Origin of the sequence: Parvularcula bermudensis HTCC2503, from assembly GCF_000152825.2 — a bacterium.
GTDB lineage: Bacteria > Pseudomonadota > Alphaproteobacteria > Caulobacterales > Parvularculaceae > Parvularcula > Parvularcula bermudensis.
This window is the reverse complement of record NC_014414.1, coordinates 2,414,648-2,431,828: the sequence shown is the minus strand read 5'-3', so window position 1 is coordinate 2,431,828 and position 17,181 is coordinate 2,414,648. Positions and strand designations below refer to the sequence as shown.

At 61.4% G+C, this 17,181-nt stretch carries 14 protein-coding genes and 1 tRNA gene; 7 read left to right on the top strand and 8 right to left on the bottom strand.

The window, feature by feature from the left end; translation table 11 throughout:
• Positions 1-189: 189 nt before the first annotated feature.
• The 5 genes from PB2503_RS11390 to hflX all read left to right on the top strand — a co-directional run bounded on the left by PB2503_RS11390 (position 190) and on the right by hflX (position 6,099).
• Positions 190-1,482: an adenylosuccinate synthase gene (locus PB2503_RS11390; protein ID WP_013301407.1), complete on the top strand. Its 1,293-nt coding sequence runs from the start codon at positions 190-192 to the stop codon at positions 1,480-1,482.
• An 80-nt stretch (positions 1,483-1,562) separates the two neighbouring features.
• Positions 1,563-2,936, top strand: coding sequence for a Trk system potassium transporter TrkA (trkA, locus tag PB2503_RS11385; protein WP_013301406.1), 1,374 nt, complete (start codon positions 1,563-1,565; stop codon positions 2,934-2,936).
• Positions 2,937-2,947: 11 nt separating this feature from the next.
• Positions 2,948-4,360 carry a potassium transporter TrkG gene (locus PB2503_RS11380; protein WP_013301405.1) on the top strand — a complete coding sequence of 471 codons (1,413 nt, stop codon included), beginning with the start codon at positions 2,948-2,950 and terminating at the stop codon, positions 4,358-4,360.
• 79 nt (positions 4,361-4,439) lie between these two features.
• The gene (gene hfq, locus PB2503_RS11375) at positions 4,440-4,685 is read left to right on the top strand and encodes an RNA chaperone Hfq (protein ID WP_148235272.1); all 246 of its coding nucleotides are present in this window, start codon (positions 4,440-4,442) and stop codon (positions 4,683-4,685) included.
• Positions 4,686-4,689: 4 nt separating this feature from the next.
• Positions 4,690-6,099, top strand: a complete 1,410-nt coding sequence (gene hflX / locus PB2503_RS11370) for a GTPase HflX (RefSeq protein WP_013301403.1) — start codon at positions 4,690-4,692, stop codon at positions 6,097-6,099.
• Positions 6,100-6,304: 205 nt separating this feature from the next.
• Here the strand turns inward: hflX and PB2503_RS11365 are convergent, their stop codons facing one another.
• The 6 genes from PB2503_RS11365 to PB2503_RS11340 all read right to left on the bottom strand — a co-directional run bounded on the left by PB2503_RS11365 (position 6,305) and on the right by PB2503_RS11340 (position 12,065).
• Positions 6,305-7,813 (bottom strand): alkaline phosphatase, encoded by a 1,509-nt coding sequence (locus PB2503_RS11365; protein ID WP_013301402.1) that lies wholly within the window; start codon positions 7,811-7,813, stop codon positions 6,305-6,307.
• Positions 7,814-7,882: 69 nt separating this feature from the next.
• On the bottom strand, positions 7,883-8,359 hold the full coding sequence (locus tag PB2503_RS11360; protein ID WP_013301401.1) for a DUF3299 domain-containing protein: 477 nt from the start codon (positions 8,357-8,359) through the stop codon (positions 7,883-7,885).
• A gap of 353 nt (positions 8,360-8,712) precedes the next feature.
• A tRNA-Arg gene (locus PB2503_RS11355) sits at positions 8,713-8,789 on the bottom strand.
• A 131-nt stretch (positions 8,790-8,920) separates the two neighbouring features.
• Positions 8,921-9,253 (bottom strand): DMT family transporter, encoded by a 333-nt coding sequence (locus tag PB2503_RS11350; protein WP_013301400.1) that lies wholly within the window; start codon positions 9,251-9,253, stop codon positions 8,921-8,923.
• Complete coding sequence (locus PB2503_RS11345; protein ID WP_013301399.1) at positions 9,253-10,263, bottom strand: glycosyltransferase family 2 protein; 1,011 nt, start codon at positions 10,261-10,263, stop codon at positions 9,253-9,255. The genes PB2503_RS11350 and PB2503_RS11345 overlap by 1 nt, the downstream gene beginning before the upstream one ends.
• Positions 10,260-12,065 carry a hypothetical protein gene (locus PB2503_RS11340; RefSeq protein WP_013301398.1) on the bottom strand — a complete coding sequence of 602 codons (1,806 nt, stop codon included), beginning with the start codon at positions 12,063-12,065 and terminating at the stop codon, positions 10,260-10,262. Before PB2503_RS11340 ends, PB2503_RS11345 begins: the two co-directional genes overlap by 4 nt.
• Positions 12,066-12,261: 196 nt before the next feature.
• On the opposite strand from PB2503_RS11340, the gene tig reads away from it, so the two are divergent.
• Together tig and PB2503_RS11330 are read left to right on the top strand one after the other, a co-directional pair.
• On the top strand, positions 12,262-13,614 hold the full coding sequence (gene tig / locus PB2503_RS11335) for a trigger factor (protein WP_013301397.1): 1,353 nt from the start codon (positions 12,262-12,264) through the stop codon (positions 13,612-13,614).
• Positions 13,615-13,753: 139 nt separating this feature from the next.
• Entirely contained in the window at positions 13,754-14,821 is a 1,068-nt protein-coding gene (locus PB2503_RS11330; RefSeq protein ID WP_013301396.1) for a hypothetical protein, read from the top strand.
• A 55-nt stretch (positions 14,822-14,876) separates the two neighbouring features.
• Here PB2503_RS11330 and PB2503_RS11325 read toward each other — a convergent pair whose 3' ends face one another.
• Together PB2503_RS11325 and tyrS are read right to left on the bottom strand one after the other, a co-directional pair.
• Positions 14,877-15,770, bottom strand: coding sequence for a 50S ribosomal protein L11 methyltransferase (locus tag PB2503_RS11325; RefSeq protein ID WP_013301395.1), 894 nt, complete (start codon positions 15,768-15,770; stop codon positions 14,877-14,879).
• The gene (gene tyrS / locus PB2503_RS11320) at positions 15,767-17,038 is read right to left on the bottom strand and encodes a tyrosine--tRNA ligase (RefSeq protein ID WP_013301394.1); all 1,272 of its coding nucleotides are present in this window, start codon (positions 17,036-17,038) and stop codon (positions 15,767-15,769) included. The genes PB2503_RS11325 and tyrS overlap by 4 nt, the downstream gene beginning before the upstream one ends.
• Positions 17,039-17,181 lie beyond the last annotated feature (143 nt).

Genomic DNA, 17,181 nt, shown 5'->3' with positions numbered 1-17,181 from the left:
GGGGCGCCTGCGGGCGCAAGGGGTGGAGAGATCCTCGACATCACAAATCGCTTTGCGATCGGTATTGGGGAAAGGCAATCGCCCCTGGCGCTTGGGATAAGCTTTGGAAAGCCGTCGGTCAGCCATTGCGCTCAGGGCGCGGAAGCTTATTGTCTCGCGCTTTCGCGACGAAATATGGAGAGGACCGTCATGGCGAATTGTGCGGTGATCGGCGCCCAATGGGGGGACGAGGGCAAAGGCAAGATAGTCGACTGGCTATCGGCCCGGGCGGATGTCGTGGTCCGGTTCCAAGGCGGGCATAATGCCGGTCATACGCTGGTGATCGATGGCGAGGTCTTCAAGCTCTCCCTCTTGCCCTCGGGGATCGTGCGCGGGGAAAAATTGAGTGTGATCGGCAATGGCGTGGTGATCGATCCCGAAGCCTTTTCGGCCGAGGTCGATCGCCTCAGGGCGCAAGGGGTGACGATCACCCCCCAACAGCTCGCTATTGCCGACAATGCCTGTCTCATCCTTCCCTTTCACCGGGCCCTGGACGGGTTGCGGGAGAACGCGGCGGGGGAGGCCAAGATTGGCACGACGGGCCGTGGGATCGGTCCCGCCTACGAAGATAAGGTGGGGCGGCGTGCGATCAGGGTGGGGGATCTTTCTCACCGTGACGCCATCGAAATGAAGGTCGACCGCCTCCTGGCCCACCACAATGCGCTGCGGGCTGGGTTTGGTGTGGAGCCCTTGGATCGGGATGCCTTGATCGACGAGATTGCCGCGGCGGCCGACATCCTGTTGCCGTTTGCCCGACCGGTCTGGCGGCTATTGGATGAGGTGCGGCGCACCGAAAAGCGCATCCTGTTTGAAGGGGCTCAGGGGGTTCTCCTCGATATCGATCACGGCACCTATCCCTATGTCACCTCCTCGAACACGGTGACCGGTCAGGTCGCCTCAGGCTCTGGTGTGGGGCCCAATCAGGTCGGCTATGTGCTGGGCATTGTGAAGGCGTACACGACGCGGGTGGGCAGCGGTCCGTTCCCGTGCGAACTGCACGATGCGGTCGGCCAGCGACTGGGGGAGCGGGGGCGAGAGTTTGGCACCGTCACCGGCCGCCAACGGCGCTGCGGCTGGTTCGATGCGGCCTTGGTGCGCCAGTCCTTGCGGATCTCCGGTGTGGATGGGATCGCCTTGACCAAGCTCGACGTGCTTGATGGCCTTGAGGAACTCAAGGTCTGCACGGGCTATCGGATCGATGGGCAAGAGATCGACTACATGCCCGCCGGGGTCACCGATCAGTCCCGGCTGGAGCCGATCTACGAGACCTTAAGCGGATGGTCAGACAGTACAGTCGGCGCGCGTCGTTGGGCGGATCTGCCCGACGCGGCGATCGCCTATGTGCGGCGGATCGAGGAAATGATCGATTGTCCCGTCTCTCTGGTCTCGACATCGCCGGAGCGGGAGGATGTCATCTTGGTGAAGGACCCCTTTGCGGCGTGACGGGGAGGGGGGCGCCTCTCGCCCTTTTCTTTCGGGCAAAACCCGCGCAGAACCACACACTCTAACGCGAAAGGCACCACATGCGCGCAATCGTTTGCGGGGCGGGCAGGGTTGGGTACGGGATCGCCCAGCGATTGGCTCAGGAAAAAGCCAATGTCACGGTGATCGACCGCTCGGCGAAATTAATCCAGCAGGTCTCTGAGCGCCTTGATGTGCGCGGTGTGGTCGGCTCGGGCAGTTATCCGGACGTGTTGGGCGAAGCCGGTGCCCAAGAGGCGGACATGGTCATCGCCGTCACCGCCTCCGACGAAGTCAATATTGTCAGCTGTCAGATCGCCCATTCCCTTTTTTCGATCCCGACGAAGATCGCGCGGATCAGGGCGCAGAGCTATCTGGAAACGCAATATGCGGATGTTTTCAGCCGCGACAATATTCCCATCGATGTGATTATTTCCCCGGAACGTGAAGTTGCCGATGCGGTACTGCAACGACTGACGACCCCCGGGGCGTTCGATATCAAGAGCTTTTCGGACGGGCGTGTCTGGGCCCTTGGGCTTCGGCTCGGCGAGGATTGCCCAATCCTCGAAACGCCGATCGACCAGGTGCGGGAGTTGTTTCCCGATTTGATGATGACCGTCGTGGCGGTGGATCGTGGCGGGAGCCTTTTTTGCGCCAGCGGGGACGATCAGCTACAGGCAGGGGATAGCGTCTATATCGTTTGTGCCCGCGATAATGTCGATCGCGTCATCAGTATTCTGGGTCAAGAGGAAAGCCAGGCGCGGCGCGTGATCATTATCGGCGGGGGGAATATCGGGTTCGATGTTGCCCGAAACCTCGAACGGCTCGGCCAAGTGAAGATTCGCCTGATCGAAAGAGAACAAGAGCGCGCCTCGCAAATCGCCGATCGCCTCTCAAGGACGATTGTGCTGCAGGGCGATGGTCTCGACCGGGAGATCCTGCGCGAGGCGGGGGTGTCCAATGCCGAGACCGTCGTTTCGGTCACCAATTCCGATCAAACCAATTTGCTCGCCTCGATCGTCGCGAAGCGGGAGGGGGCGCGGCGCGCAAATATTCTAATCAACGAGGCGGCTTATGGGCCGCTGGCCCATTCCGTAGGCATCGACCGGGTTATTGATCCTCGCTCGATCACGATTTCGACGATCCTCCAGCATGTCAGGCGGGGGCGGATCAAATCTGTTTACTCCGTGTTTGAGGGGCAAGGCGAACTGATCGAAGCGGTGGCTCTTGAGACGTCCAATCTTGTGGGCATTCCCTTGCGAGAAGCCGCCCTGCCTCGCGGGGTCGTGATCGGCGCGATCGAACGGGCCGCGAAGATCCTTCTTCCCGATCCCACAACGGTCATCCAACCGGGAGACCGGGTCATCCTCTTCGCCATGCGCGATACCGTTGCCGCCGTGGAAAAAATGTTCCGCGTCGGGATCGAATATTTTTAGTCCAGTTATCCATGCGTATCGGTCCCGTTCTCCGCTTCACCGCCTATGCGCATTTCGGCATTGCGACGGCCATGTTGCCTGCCGCCCTTCTTTCGGCGCTGGCGGCGGACGGATCGCTTGGCGGATACGTTATTGGCCTTTTTGCCTCGGTGACGGTCGCAGTTCTCTGCCTGTCCGCCGATCGCGGATATGATCCAAGACCGATGGTCAGAAACGGCCTGCGAGAGCTTCTTTTGGCGCTGGTGATCGCTTGGACGTTCTTACCGCTCGCGGCCTCGATCCCTTTGATGGTGGATGGCGAAACCTTAGGCGATGCATGGTTCGAAGCGGTGTCGGCCCTCACCACGACCGGGGGGTGGTTGTCCGACCCCATTGCGCGATCCACCGCCTATGACGTGATCTACCGCGCCTCGTTACAATGGCTTGGCGGCCTCATCTCATTGGCGACGGCGGCCGCGGTATTCGTGCGGCCCGAATTCATCGGGGTCTCAACCATTGTCCCGCCTTTCGCGCGCGGGGAGAGTGGGTCGTTCCTGCGCGCGTTCGACCATGCCTTCCGCGCCTTTCTCCCGGTCTATGTCGGGCTGACCCTGGGGGGTGGGGTGGCGTTTGTGCTCGTCGGTGTCCCGGTGATCGACAGTTTTGCCATGGCGATGAGCTTGATTGCGACGGGGGGCTTCATCCCCGCCGCAAACGGGATTGGCGCCTATCCCGATGGGGCCGTCTATGTCGCCGCGACGATGATGCTGCTCGGGGCCGTGAATTTCCTCCTCATTTCCGGGATGTTGCTGGGCCGAGCACGTCGTTTGGGCGCAGCCGGGGACAAGGAAACCCTGGCGTTCCTCGCGGTCTTGCCGTTTGTCGCCTTGCTCTTTTGGGTGGCGACCGGTGCCGGGGATCTCGACCGGTTGGGCGCCCAGGCGTTCAACGCGATTTCTCTTCTGTCGACCAATGGGCCCACTTTGGGCGAAGTGCCGCCCCTCACGCCGCTGCTCGTCAGCGCGGTGATCGGGGGCGCGGCGGTGTCGACGGCGGGGGGGATAAAAATTCTAAGATGGATGGTCGCCATTCGTCGCACGGGAGATGAGCTGTGGCGGATCACTCACCCCGGGGCGGTTCTGGGGCGGCCTTCCGAGCCGAACGAGCTTGGCATCTGGATCCATACGATGGCGTTTGCGCTACTCTTGGCGGCGGTGGTGCTCACCGTCGCCTTTTACGGCCATTCCCTCGAAGTTTCCGCCGCCACAGCCGTGGCCGTCCTCGCCAATGTCGGGCCGATTGTCGAATACGCGCCGCTGATGACCGCCGATTATCGGATCTTCGATCCCAGCCTTCGTGTTCTGCTGGTTTTCGCCATGATCTCGGGGCGTTTGGAGCTTGTGGTGTTCCTCATGATGCTCAGTCGACGATTCTGGATGGGATAATGCGCCTGGCGGCTTGCGGTGGCACGCATTTGGTATGATGTTGCAATGCACAAGATAACCCGAAAAGTTAGGGTCAGCGATAATGACTGAGAAAAAACAAGGCCTTCAAGATATTTTCCTCAACCAAGCTCGGAAGTCGAAAACGTTTTTGACCATCTTTTTGGTCAATGGCGTGAAGCTTCAAGGAACAATTAGCTGGTTCGACAATTTCTGTTTGCTGCTAAAACGTGATGGGCAAGCCCAACTCGTGTATAAACACGCGGTATCGACGATAATGCCGAGCGAACCCCTCGATCTGCGGATCGACGAAGACGGAGACGATTGATTTGGTGGATTTTCTGGACGAGCCCCCCAAACGAGAAGGTTCGCTCCATCATGCCATCGTCATTCACCCCGATTGGAGCCGCGCAGGCACTGTTTCCCGCACCGCAAGCCAGCGTCTCGATGAGGTCGTTGGCCTGACCGCTGCCATTGGACTCAAAGTGACCGACGCCCTAGGCGTGGGTCTTCAGGATATCCGCCCGGCGACCTATTTCGGGACAGGCAAGGTTAAGGAAATCGGGGAGTTGATCGACAATGCCGATCCCTCCCCCGGCCTAGTGGTCGTCAATACCCAGTTGACGCCGGTTCAGCACCGCAATCTTGAGCGGGCTTGGCAGGCCAAGGTCCTCGACCGAACCGCGCTGATCCTCGAAATTTTCGGGGAGCGGGCGCAGACCAAAGAGGGACGCCTGCAAGTCGATCTGGCGCATTTGACCTATCAGCGGTCTCGGCTGGTCCGGTCCTGGACCCACCTTGAACGTCAGCGCGGCGGCGCGGGCTTTCTTGGGGGGCCGGGGGAGCGGCAGATCGAGGCGGACCGCCGGGTTCTGGCGGGGAAAATTGACCGGCTGAAGGCGCAGCTGGAACAGGTGCGCCGGACCCGAACCCTGCAACGGGCGAAGCGCAAAAGGGCCCCCCATCCCGTCATCGCCCTGGTCGGTTATACCAATGCCGGAAAGTCGAGCCTGTTCAATCGGATGACTGGGGCGGGGGTGACGGCGCAGGATCTCCTCTTTGCCACCCTCGACCCCACCATGCGGGCGGTCGATCTGCCCGGCGTGGGGCGCGCCATTTTGTCCGATACGGTGGGGTTCATCTCCGATCTGCCGACGGATCTGGTTGCCGCTTTCCGGGCGACGCTTGAGGAAGTTCTCGAGGCGGACATCCTGCTTCACGTCCGCGATATTTCCCATTCGGAGCATGAGGCCCAGCGTCTCGACGTTCTTTCCGTCCTGGGGGAGCTGGGCATCGATGAGGACAGTCCCCAGCAGGTGATCGAGGTCTGGAACAAGATTGACCTCCTTAGTCCCGATGATCAGCATACAGCAGTACTCACGGCAGCGCACCGATCGACATTCGCGGAGGCAACGCTCTTGTCTCCACTCGTCAGTGCCGTGAGTGCGCATAGCGGAGAGGGGCTTGAGGGTCTGTTCGGCGCGATCGACCATCTCTTGACCCAGGATTACACCCTGTTTCACGTACGGCTTGGACCTGCGGATGGGGCTGCGGATGCCTGGCTCCATGCCCATGGGGACATTCGCGAAATCGTCGAGACCGGCGAGGTCGGTCATCGCGTGATCAGTGTCCGGTTATCGGAGAAATCAGCCGGCCAATTCCGATCGCGGTTCGCGGGTCTGTCGCTCGCAAGCAAGGTCGATGACGAGAGCTTCACGGCCATGGCCGGCTTTCGCGCCTAGACATTTTCACCGCAAATGGCCCCCGGTGCGCGTGAAGAAATGGCGAAAACAAAGATCTAGAGACGTTTCACTCGGGTTGAACTGAAACGGCTCTAGAGCGTCCTGATGCGATGTAGGACCCGATTGGGGTAAGGACTGTCCGAACACCAATCGAGAGACATTGCCCCCTCCGATCGATCCGGCTTGAGGACAGCCAGTCTGGCCCTTACTCGGCCTGATAGGTCAGGGCGTCTCGAATGACGTAATAGATGTAGTTCTGTTCGACCGTTCCGCGGATCAAATGCGCCTGAGGCCCGACCGCATGGATCGTCACGTCCTGGCCGCCATGGGTCTCGGACCCCCCAGGCACGATGGATTGCTGACGATAGTCGATGGCCTGCGCCTCGTCATCGGTCACGAACTGGCGCTCAATCGCCTGGTCGGAGGAGGGGCGGGCAAAGGGCGACCCCGGACCATTACCATAAACGAGGGTCGTATAGGGCTTTCCGTCCCCGCCGGGAAAAGGTGTGTCGATGGGCGCCCCAGCGCCGTTTACGCTCCGCACCAGGCCAAGGATGGGGTTCCCGCGGTGGGGGTAGCCTTGAAGCACCAAAGTGTGTCCGTGATCTGCCGTCACGATGATGAGTGTCTCGTCGAGATCGACCTTTTGCAGGGCGGTCTCGATGGCCGCATCAAAGGCGATAAGATCGTTCAGCGCGCGGGCGGCATTGCCGGCATGGTGGGCGTGGTCGATCCGCCCCCCTTCGACCAAAAGGAAATATCCCTCTTCATGCTGTGACAGCTTGTCGATGGCGAAGCTTGTCATTTCGCTCAGTGAGGGTTCCCCCGCGGCATCGTCTTGACGATCAACGGCGTAATTCATGTGGCTAGGTTCAAAGAGGCCCAGGACGGCGCCCTCTTCGGTGGGGGACAGGGCACCGAACTGCTCTGCGTTCCACACATAGAGATAACCCGGAGCGATTGCCGTCCATTCAGCCGTCAGATTGCGACCGTCTTCGCGTGCCCCGGTCTTGTCGTCATATTCAGGGTCGACGGAGGATTGCGGCAGGAAATTGCGCCGTCCACCGCCCAACGCTACGCGGATCGGAAAAGACTGTGCGGCAGTGATCAATTGCGTCGCAATATCGGTGCAGCCGTCCGCCTCTTCGGGGAGGTCGCGATCGGCTTCCCAATTTCGATCGGCGCTGGACGCATAAACGGTGGCGGGGGTCGCATGGGTCAAGCGCGCTGTACTGACCACCCCGACCTGTCGATCGGTTGCCGCGGCTACATGCATTAGGGAGGTCAACGCCTTCCCCTCCGCTGCGGCGCAATCGCCCCGTGGGACGGTCTGGTCGACATTGATGACGCCGGACTTGGTCTTGTGCCCGCTCAACATCGCTGTGGCGGTCCCCGCACTGTCCGCCGTTTGCATATTGGTCGTATAGGTCTTGGAGAGGGCGGTGAAGGGCAGCGTCTCGAAGGCGAGCACATGGTCCTCGCCCAGCTTCCCTTGCTGTTGTCCGGCTAGGATCCGCCCCGCCGTAATGGTCGTGACATCCATACCATCGGCAATGAACAATATGGCGTTTTTCGCCCGACCGACCCTTGGCGTCACCGCTTTCGCCGCTTCAAGAGCAGCCTCGCCCTGGGCGACCCAATCGGTCGGACCGGCGGGGGACACGCTGGCCGATTGCATGGCGAGAGCGGAAGCGGCGATAACGGCAAGAACCATAGGAAAGCCCGGCAAGATCTGAATGTGTCAAAGGATTAGCGATCATTTGTGTCAATCGAGCGACACTCGTCAATCCTCAGTATAGGGTTCAATTTTGTCGAGGGTGAGGGTGTAGGCCGCGTCGCCCAAATCATTGTCATAGGGGGCCACGAGCAAGGTCCCGGTCACCCACACGGGATCCCACAACCCTTTCGACCGGACGGGCGAAGCCTCGGTTTTCACAAAAACGATCTGGTTCGGTGGGGGCGGTGGGACATGGATGCACGCCCCGTAATATGGCACGAGGAGAAAGGCCGTGACCATGCCTTCTTCGGTGTAGTCGAGGGGCAACATGAACCCCGGCATCCTGATATATTCACCATCAAGCGAACGGACCGGACGATCCGATCCAGACTGCTTCCCCACCGTATCGTGAGAAATTTCGGTTGGGTCGCCGGCACTTGCCGCCTCATCCCCGGCGGGGACAAGCGCGCCCCAATTGATCGATCGGGGGACCTCCTGAAGGGCCAAGGAAAGGACAAGCATCGGGATCAGGGCAAACTTCATGGGGTCGCCTTAGCGCGTCCGCTCGCCAAGGCGAAGTGGTTGCCCATTTCGAAAGGGGACGAAAAGACAAATTTGGGCCACTCGTCTATTCAGGGGGGGTCAGGGTGCTGATTTCGGCGCCGGGGCGGCTTGCCAGGAATGAGCCCCCTCATAGGGTTTTTCGCGAACCGGTCCGTAGCGGTTGTCGAGGGGCTGGTCGGAGCCGAACCGCCCCTCCGCACGCAGGATGGGCAAGGCTTCGGGATGGGCGCGGATGAGAGGACTGACCGCGAACCAAACCAGCGCTCACCTAGCGAAGCGATAGCGCAAAAGGGAATGCCGCGCTCAAGTAGCGAAGCGATAGCGCAAATAAATGGCGCACCGGGGAGGATTCGAACCCCCGACCCCTTGATTCGTAGTCAAGTACTCTATCCAGCTGAGCTACCGGTGCGGACCAGAAAGGGGTGTATGGCGAAGCTGGTCGCGGGTTTCAAGGGCGATTTCTTCCCTGGCGCCGATGCCCCCTGATTGGCTCGCCCCGCAATGGGAGGGCGCGTCGACGGTCGCGCCGGTCTTTCGCCTTCAGGGCAGGGGGCGCTCCCCCCCGGCGACGAGAACCGCAAGCCCGAGGATCAACAGCGCGATCCCGATGAGGTGTTGGGGCGAGAGGGTCTCGTTCAGGACAAAGGCGCCCATGATTTGGGTGCCGACGATCAGGGAGCCGGCGGCGATGGGGAACCCGACCGAGAGCGGTAACGCGCGAAGGAGGATACCGAACCAGATAAGAAAGCCGAGACCGTAGAGGGTCGATCCCGCCATGAACTGAACCGACCATATATCGGACGCGGATTTGACCATGGCCAATCCCCCCACCGACAGCAGGGTGTAGACGAAGAGCGTGGCAAGGAGGCTCATCACGACCCATCCTCAACGCGAAAGGGACCATCCTCCCGACCGGACGGCTCATCGCTGAGGGCGGCGACATGGCGATCGGCGTCGAGACTGTCATCGGCGATCAAGAAGGAAGGGCGGCCCCTGGCCTCGGCCAGGACCCGGCCGAGATACTCACCGATGATCCCTAAGGTCAAAAGCTGCATGGCCCCGATCACGGACACCACCAAAATGATCGAGGTCCAGCCCGGCAGGGCCTCGCCGCGGAGCGCCACGAGAAGGGCATAGGCGGCGTAAAGCGCCGCGGCGCCGCCCACGAGGCTCGACAACAAAACGCCGATCCGCAGCGGTTTCACGCTTGTCGACAGGACGCCGTCACGGGCAAGGCGCAGCATTTTTTTCAAGCTATAGGAAGACTGCCCGGTCGACCTGTCGCCGGCGGTAAAGGGCACGGTCCGCCGCCGATATCCAAGGCTGGGGATCACGCCGCGTAAGAACAAATGTTGTTCGGTGAGGGCGTTCAGATCCTGGACTACCCGCTCGTCGAGAAGGTAGAAATCCGCCGCCCCCGTTTCCAATCGAGCATCGCTGATCAGATTGAGGAGGCGGTAATAGAGCCCCGAGGTCAGGCGTTTGAAAAGGGGGATGGTTGCCCCATATCGGCGCACCGCATGGACGACGTCCGCGCCGCTGCGCCACGCCGAAATCATCTCGATAAGGACCGATGGCGGATGTTGCATATCGGCGTCCATCACGATCACGGCCCGGCCCCTGGCGCGGCTCAACCCCGCTCTCACGGCGGCCTGGTGACCGAAATTGCGCGACAGGATGACGTAGCGAAGATGCGGCCACGCTTCGCGAAGACTGCGTAAGACGCCGGCCGTGTTATCCGTACTCCCATCGTCGACGACGAGAAGCTCGTAATCGGTGACATGGCGCAGCGTATGATCGAGGGCATCGACGAGATGCCCGAGCCCCTCCGCTTCGTTGTGGGCGGGGATGACGAGGGTCAGGGTCGGGCGTTCGGTGGTCATGGGGTTTCCATCAGGCGACAGCCATCGCGCGGGGCGCGGCGGGAATGAAGGTAAAGGCGACGGGCGCCGATGGCGCCGAGGGGGGTGTAGAACGGCAGGCTTTCGGCGAGCACCGTGTCGAGGGCCGCGGTGCGGTACTTGTCTTGCGGATCGAGGACGATCATCGCGGGGGCCTTGGGTCCGGTCAGCTGGGCGATCGCCGTCTTGATGGCCGTCTCATCGGTCAAGCCGAAGGCCGTCCCCCAATATCGGAAGGGCGCGGGCCGGTCCGCGAGATAGTAGAGATGTCCGCTCATCGGGGCGGCGAAGATCGCTTCGCCGGGATCGGTGCAGGCCGTAATCATCGCGACCGTCTGGGCTTCCTGAGACACCAGATGGGCGGGCAGAACGATGCCTTCGCCCCCGAGTGCCCCCGCCAGCGCCATTGGCACCGCGACGGTCGGACGAAGGCGGGCCTGATCGGCGAGGGAGGCGGCCTGAGGCTGTCCAGCGACGAAGAGAAGCGCGATGCCGGCACAGAAGCTAGCGAGGGCCGCGGCGGCGGCCCGACAGCGACGGGGCGCAATTGCGATCAACGCCGTCAGGGATAGAGCGGGGGTGAGCAGCAGATAGACGGGGATTTCGTAATGCGCGGCGACGAGCCCATGAAATCCCGCAATGATTGGGAGGCTGAGCGTTTTGACATCTATCTGGCCACGGAGAATCGCTGCGGCGGCGAGGCCCGAGACCAGCAGCGGCGCAAGCAGAAGACTTGTCCAAAACCCGAAGATGACAAGCCCCATCGGATCCCCGGCGGCAAGGCTGGCGAGGCCTGCAAGCGGCAGCAGCCAGTAGGAGGCGTCATCAAAAAAGGGGAGGTCGATCAAGGTCAGGGGGGCGATGAGAATGTCGTGGAGCCAGGGCCCTAAACTCCCTTGGCCAAGATGGATCGCGACCAAGGGCAAAAGCGCGACGGTCCCCCCCAGGCAGAGGGCGGCAAGGCGGCAGGCGGTCTCGACGGGGCCCAGGGTGACGCGCCGGGCGCAGGCCAGAACGATGGCCAAGGGGCCCAAGGCGAAAAACACCGCCCCTGCGCTCTGCAGGTTGGCGAGCGCGTAATAAACGATCAGCCCGGCGGCGAGGACGAAAATCCCGCGCGCGGGCCACGTCGCCGCCAGGGGGCGAGGGGCGGCGGCGTCCCTGGCGGGAACCAGAAAGATGAGGCAGGACACGGCGAGGGCAAGAAAGACGGCCGTCGATTGACGAAATCCGAAGATCACCCCGACGACGACCCCCGCGGCAAAGGCCAATGGCAGGACGCCGAGACGGCCCTCTGTTGTCAGCAGGGCGGCCAGACCGAAGCTCAAAAAGACCGCATACCAACTGGGGTTGGGGTTGATCCACACCCCGTAACTGAATGCCATGGCGACCAGGCCGCCAAGGAGCGGGTAGGGGGCAGGCAAGCGGGCGAGCAGGATCATCGCAAGGCCCGTCTGGCCAACCATCATCACCGCGAGGGGGACCCGCAAACTGAGCAGATCGTCGCCGAACAGGGCCATCGCCCCTGCATTCGCATAGGTGATGAGGCCGGTATGATGGTCTTGAATGTCGAGATTGAGGCGCCCGCCCTCAAGGACCCGGCGGGCAAGATACCCATAGGTTCCCTCATCGACGATATAGGTCCCTGCGGGAAGATAAAGGGCCGCCAGTAGGCCGCTGAGCCCCAGGATAGCGAGGCTCATCATCATCCCCCCTTCCCCTTTGGCGGGGAAGATGGGAAATGCACGATCGCCAAGGCGCAGTGCGGGCGGGGAGAGGATCATCGATAATTGCTTCCGGCCGTCCTTTCGCTGAGTGTCGCCGAAACGTCCTTAAGTCCGGTTTACGCTCGACTGGCCCGAATTAGTGGCCGCCATGCCGCGTCCCGGCCTTGCGTCCCTGAAGAGGCACCGCTAACCGCCTTGCTTTCCGTTTTCCCAGCCGTCCATCTGGATCGGCGTTGTTGCCCAAAGGGTCACCATGAACGTCACTGAGAAGTCCGCTGAGGGGCTGAGCCGAGAATTCCACGTCGTCATCCCCCAGACGCATTTGTCCACACGCCTCGATGCCAAGCTCGAGGAAGTGAAAGGCCAGGTTCATCTGAAAGGATTTCGACCGGGAAAGGCGCCGCTGTCTTTCCTGAAGAAGATGTACGGCAAGGGCATGATGTCCGAACTGATCCAGGAAGAAATGGCTGCGGCGCAGGAAAAAGCCTTTGGCGACGCCAAGATCCGCCCCGCCATGCCGCCCCATCCGCACTTTGAAGACGGGATCATCGAGAAGGTCATCGAGGGCGATGCGGATCTTGAATATGACATCCACGTCGAGGTGCTTCCCGACTTCGAGCCGATCGCCATCGACGGGCTGAGTTTCCAAAAGAAGGTGACGGAAGTTCCTGACGACGAAGTCGATGAGGAACTGAAGAAGATCGCCGAGCAGAATACCCAATATGCGGCCCGTGACGAAGGCGCCGCGGCCGAGAATGGCGACCAGCTCGAAATCGACTTTGTCGGCAAAATCGATGGCGAGCCCTTTGACGGCGGAGCGGGCGAATATGTCCCCATCGTGCTGGGCTCCCAATCCTTCATTCCTGGGTTTGAGGAGCAATTGCTCGGGGTAACGGCCGGCGAGGAAAAGACCATCACCGTCACCTTCCCCGAAGAATACGGGGCGCCGCACCTGGCGGGCAAAGAGGCCACTTTCGACATCACCGTCCATGCGGTGAAAGCGCCGAAGGAGGCGACGGTCGACGATCAACTCGCCCAGTCCCTCGGTATGGAGGACCTCGACCAATTAAAGGCGCGGGTGCGCGAGCAAGTGGAAGGCCGGTTCGAGACTCAGTCGCGCCTTCACCTCAAACGCGATATTCTGGACCTGCTTGATGAACAGCACGAATTCGACCTGCCCCCGGGCATGGTCGAGGCGGAGTTCAACCAGATCTGGTCACAGGTTGAGAATGTCGAGCGGGACGAGGAGGACAAGGAAAAGTCCGAGGACGATCTGAAAGCTGACTATCGCAAGATTGCCGAGCGTCGGGTCCGCCTTGGTCTTGTCCTGGCCGAAATCGGCAAGGAAGCGAACGTCACCGTGCCCGATCAGGACCTTCAGCGGCAAATTCAGATGCAAGCCATGCAGGCTGGCGTTCCGGTGCAGCAAGTGATCGAGTTCCTGCAGCAGAACCCCGCCGCCCTGGCCCAGATCCGCGCGCCGCTGTTCGAGGACAAGGTCATCGACCACATTATCGAGAAAGCGGAGATTTCCGAGACGACGGTCAGCCGTGAGGAATTGATGAAGGATCCCGGCGAAGACGAGCCGGCACCGGCGGCGGACTAACGGGCCTTCTAACGAGCATTAGCGGGCATAGGGGGGCATCGCCATCGATGCCCCCTCGCATTATCTGCCTTCGTCATAGACAGCGACTGGTCACCGTCCTACCGTTCGAGGGAGTGCGGGCTGCGGTTTGGGGGCGGATATGGGGCGACCGACACTATCGGTCATGGGCGTGATCTATGAGGCCCTTGGCTTTGCGGTCGGCCATTTCGGCACCGTCTTGCGACTGAGCTGGCTGCCGGTGGCGCTTCTCTTCCTGCTTGACTTCGTCATGATCCAAATGGGGCTCGTTGAGCAGGAACGGCCCCTGGCCCTCCAGTTTCAATTGCAGCCAGGCCCGATTACCCAGTTCACGACGTTTCTGGCGCAAGGGGCCGCGACCGGATTCTCTCCCCCATTCGGTCCTCTTCTTGGGGGGGGACTGCTGATCGCCGTCATTCTTTATGCGAGCGTCATGGTGCCTTTGGTCCGCTATGCGGCGGCTGGCGAGGTTCCCCATCACCGTTTCATGCACCTCGCCTTCGGTCCCCGACATCTCAAATATGTTCTCGCGGCGGCAGGCAGTTTTGCGGTCGTGCTGATCGTTGCGGGCGCGCTGATTTCGGTGATTGGTCACGGTCTGGGCGGACCGCTGCGAGCGCTGCTGGGACAGCAGGTTTCGAGTTTCGAGGCCGGGAGCCTGCATGCGATCGACACCGCCCCCGCTTTCGGCGCCTCCGGGGCGTTGGTGGGCGCCATCGACATGTGGTTCTTGCGCTTCGGGATCGCCTTTGGGACGGCGAAGCTGATCGTCGCGATCCCGATTGTCCTCGTCGCCGGCTATGTCATCCTCCGGCTCTTTGCCTATCCCTATCTCGTGGCGGCCCACCGCCCGGACCAGGGGCGAGCCCTTGGCGCGGCCCTCGGTCTGTCGGCGGGGATCAATGTCTTCTCACTGATGGCCATTGTTGCCCTCTATGCGGTGATCAGCTTCGCGACCTTATGGGTCAGTTTTATCGCCATCATGGTCATTTTCGCCAATATCCAGGCGGGCTCGGCCTATCTGATTTCCAGCTACGAAGCCTTCGTTCCCGACGGGGATCTGACCCTTTGGCTCAAGGGCGGGATCGGTGTGCTGTTCACCCTCGTTTTTCTTTCCCTAAAGACGTTTCTCCTGGCGCTTCAAGCCGGCCTTGGCGGGGCCCTGGTCCACGCTGCGCGTCGCCCCTAGGGCCTTTTCAGGGGGGGGGGAGCCGAGGCGAGGCGTCAGCCGTGCAATGACGTCGTCATCCTCCGGAGCGGGCAGAGAGGAGGAGGGTCGGCCATGTCGGCGTCCCGCCGTCGAAGCGGCCTTTGAGGGTAAGCCCTTCGCGGCCATAGGCGGCCGTCACACCGTCTTCCTGCCGATCCAGTAATCCCGCCAGAACGATCTGTCCTGTGGGGGCGAGGGCCGCGGCAAGGGCAGGTGCTAGGCTGATCAAAGGCTCGGCGAGAATATTGGCGAGGATGATATCAAAAGGCCCTTCCTCCGCCACCTCTTGGGGCACCCCAGTGGCTTCGAGAAAAACAATGCCCGGCGCCTTATTGAGCGCCGCGTTCTCAGCCGCGATCGCCACCGAGGGCGCGTCGATATCCGTGGCGACGATGCGCGCTTCGGGGAATAACCGACGGGCGGCGATGGCCAACACCCCCGACCCCGTGCCGAGGTCGAGAAGGCGCCGTGGTTCGCCTTTCGCGAGCGCCGTGAGAGCCTCGAGGCAGCCTGCCGTGGTCGGATGGTGACCGGTTCCAAAGGCGCGATTGGCCTCGATCTGAAGCGGCAGTCCGTCTTCGGCATTGACCTTGTCCGCATCGTGGCGACCGAACAGCACAAAGGCGCCGGCCTTGACGATGCCCAAGCCTTCCAGCGCGTGGGACACCCAATCCCGGTCCTCAAGCAGCTCCTCCTCCCAGGGGTCGAGGGGGAGAGGCGCGGTCAGTGCGGCGATCTGGTCGAGATCGGGGGGAAGCGCGAAATACGCCTCCAATCGCCAGCCACTTTCCGCATCGTCTGACGTGGGGTCGTCTTTTGTCAGCGATACGGCTTCGGCAGGGGGATAAAGGATATGGGTCAGCCCCTGTTCGAGGGACTGGAGGGCCGTTTCGCTGCCCGACCATGTCAGGACCACCGTGTCGCTCATGAGCTCATCACCACCAGGCCGTGCTTCTTTTTACCGATCGACAATTTGATCCGCCCATCGATCAAATACTCTGGGGTGAGGGAAAATTCCTCCGTCGCTGGGGCATCGTTCACCTTCAGGGCCCCCGCCTTGATATGACGTCGTCCTTCGCTCTTTGAGCTGATCAACCCAAGTTCGGTGAACGGCTCGAAGAGGGGGAGGCCCGCAGCAAGGGCGGCCTCAGCGACGGTGACGCTGGGCAGGTCGTCCGCCGCCCCGCCTTGCTCAAAGGTCTGTCGGGCGGTTTCGGCAGCCGCCTCGGCGGCTTCCCTTCCGTGCAGCAAGGCCGTTGTTTCCGTGGCAAGGATCTTTTTCGCCTCGTTGATTTCCGCGCCGCCTAATGCCCCAAGGCGCTGAATATCGTCGAGGGGAAGGGTCGTGAACCGGGTCAGCATCGTGACGACATCGGCATCTTCGACATTCCGCCAATATTGCCAGTATTCATAAGGGCTCAGGCGATCGGCGTTGAGCCATACGGCGCCATTTTCCGTCTTGCCCATTTTCTTGCCCGAGGCGGTGGTGAGAAGCGGTGTGGTCAGACCGCACACATCTCTACTGCCCTCGGCCCCTTCGGCCGCTGCGATCCGGCGGCAGAGTTCGACCCCGTTGACAATATTCCCCCATTGATCCGATCCGCCCATCTGAAGCGTGCAGCCATACCGCTCATTGAGTTCGAAAAAATCATAGGCCTGCATGAGCATGTAGTTGAATTCGAGGAAGGTCAGCGGCTGCTCACGGTCCAGTCGCAGTTTGACCGAGTCAAATGTCAGCATGCGGTTGATAGTGAAATGGACACCGAAATCACGCAGGAAACGGATATATCCAAGGCTCGACAACCAGTCGTCATTATTCACCATAAGGGCTTGATTGCCGCTGTCGCCGAATTGCAAGAAGGGGTCGAAGGACTGCCGTATACCGGCGATGTTCGCCGCGATCGTCGCATCGTCGAGCAGCTTTCGTTGCGTATCTTTCCCCGACGGATCGCCGATTTTTGTCGTCCCGCCTCCCATCAGGGCAATCGGGCGGTGTCCTGTTTGCTGCAGCCAATGCAGCATCATGATCTGGGTCAGATGACCGGCATGGAGGCTGTCCGCGGTGGCATCGAACCCAATATAACCGGTGACAGTCCCCTGCTTGGCGGCCTGATCCAGGGCGTCTGGATGGGTGATTTGGTGGATGAAACCACGCTCGTCGAGGACGCGTAAGAGGTCAGATTGAAACCGGGTCATAGGAGAGGGCCCATAAAGAGGTCGAACGGCTCAGCGGTCTAGGCAATCCTTCGGGCAGAAGAAAGCCTCGCCCATGCTTCGATCGCTGCCTTTCGCGGCGTGCTGCTGATAAGAAGAGGGCAAGATTTCGCATTTACCCTTCT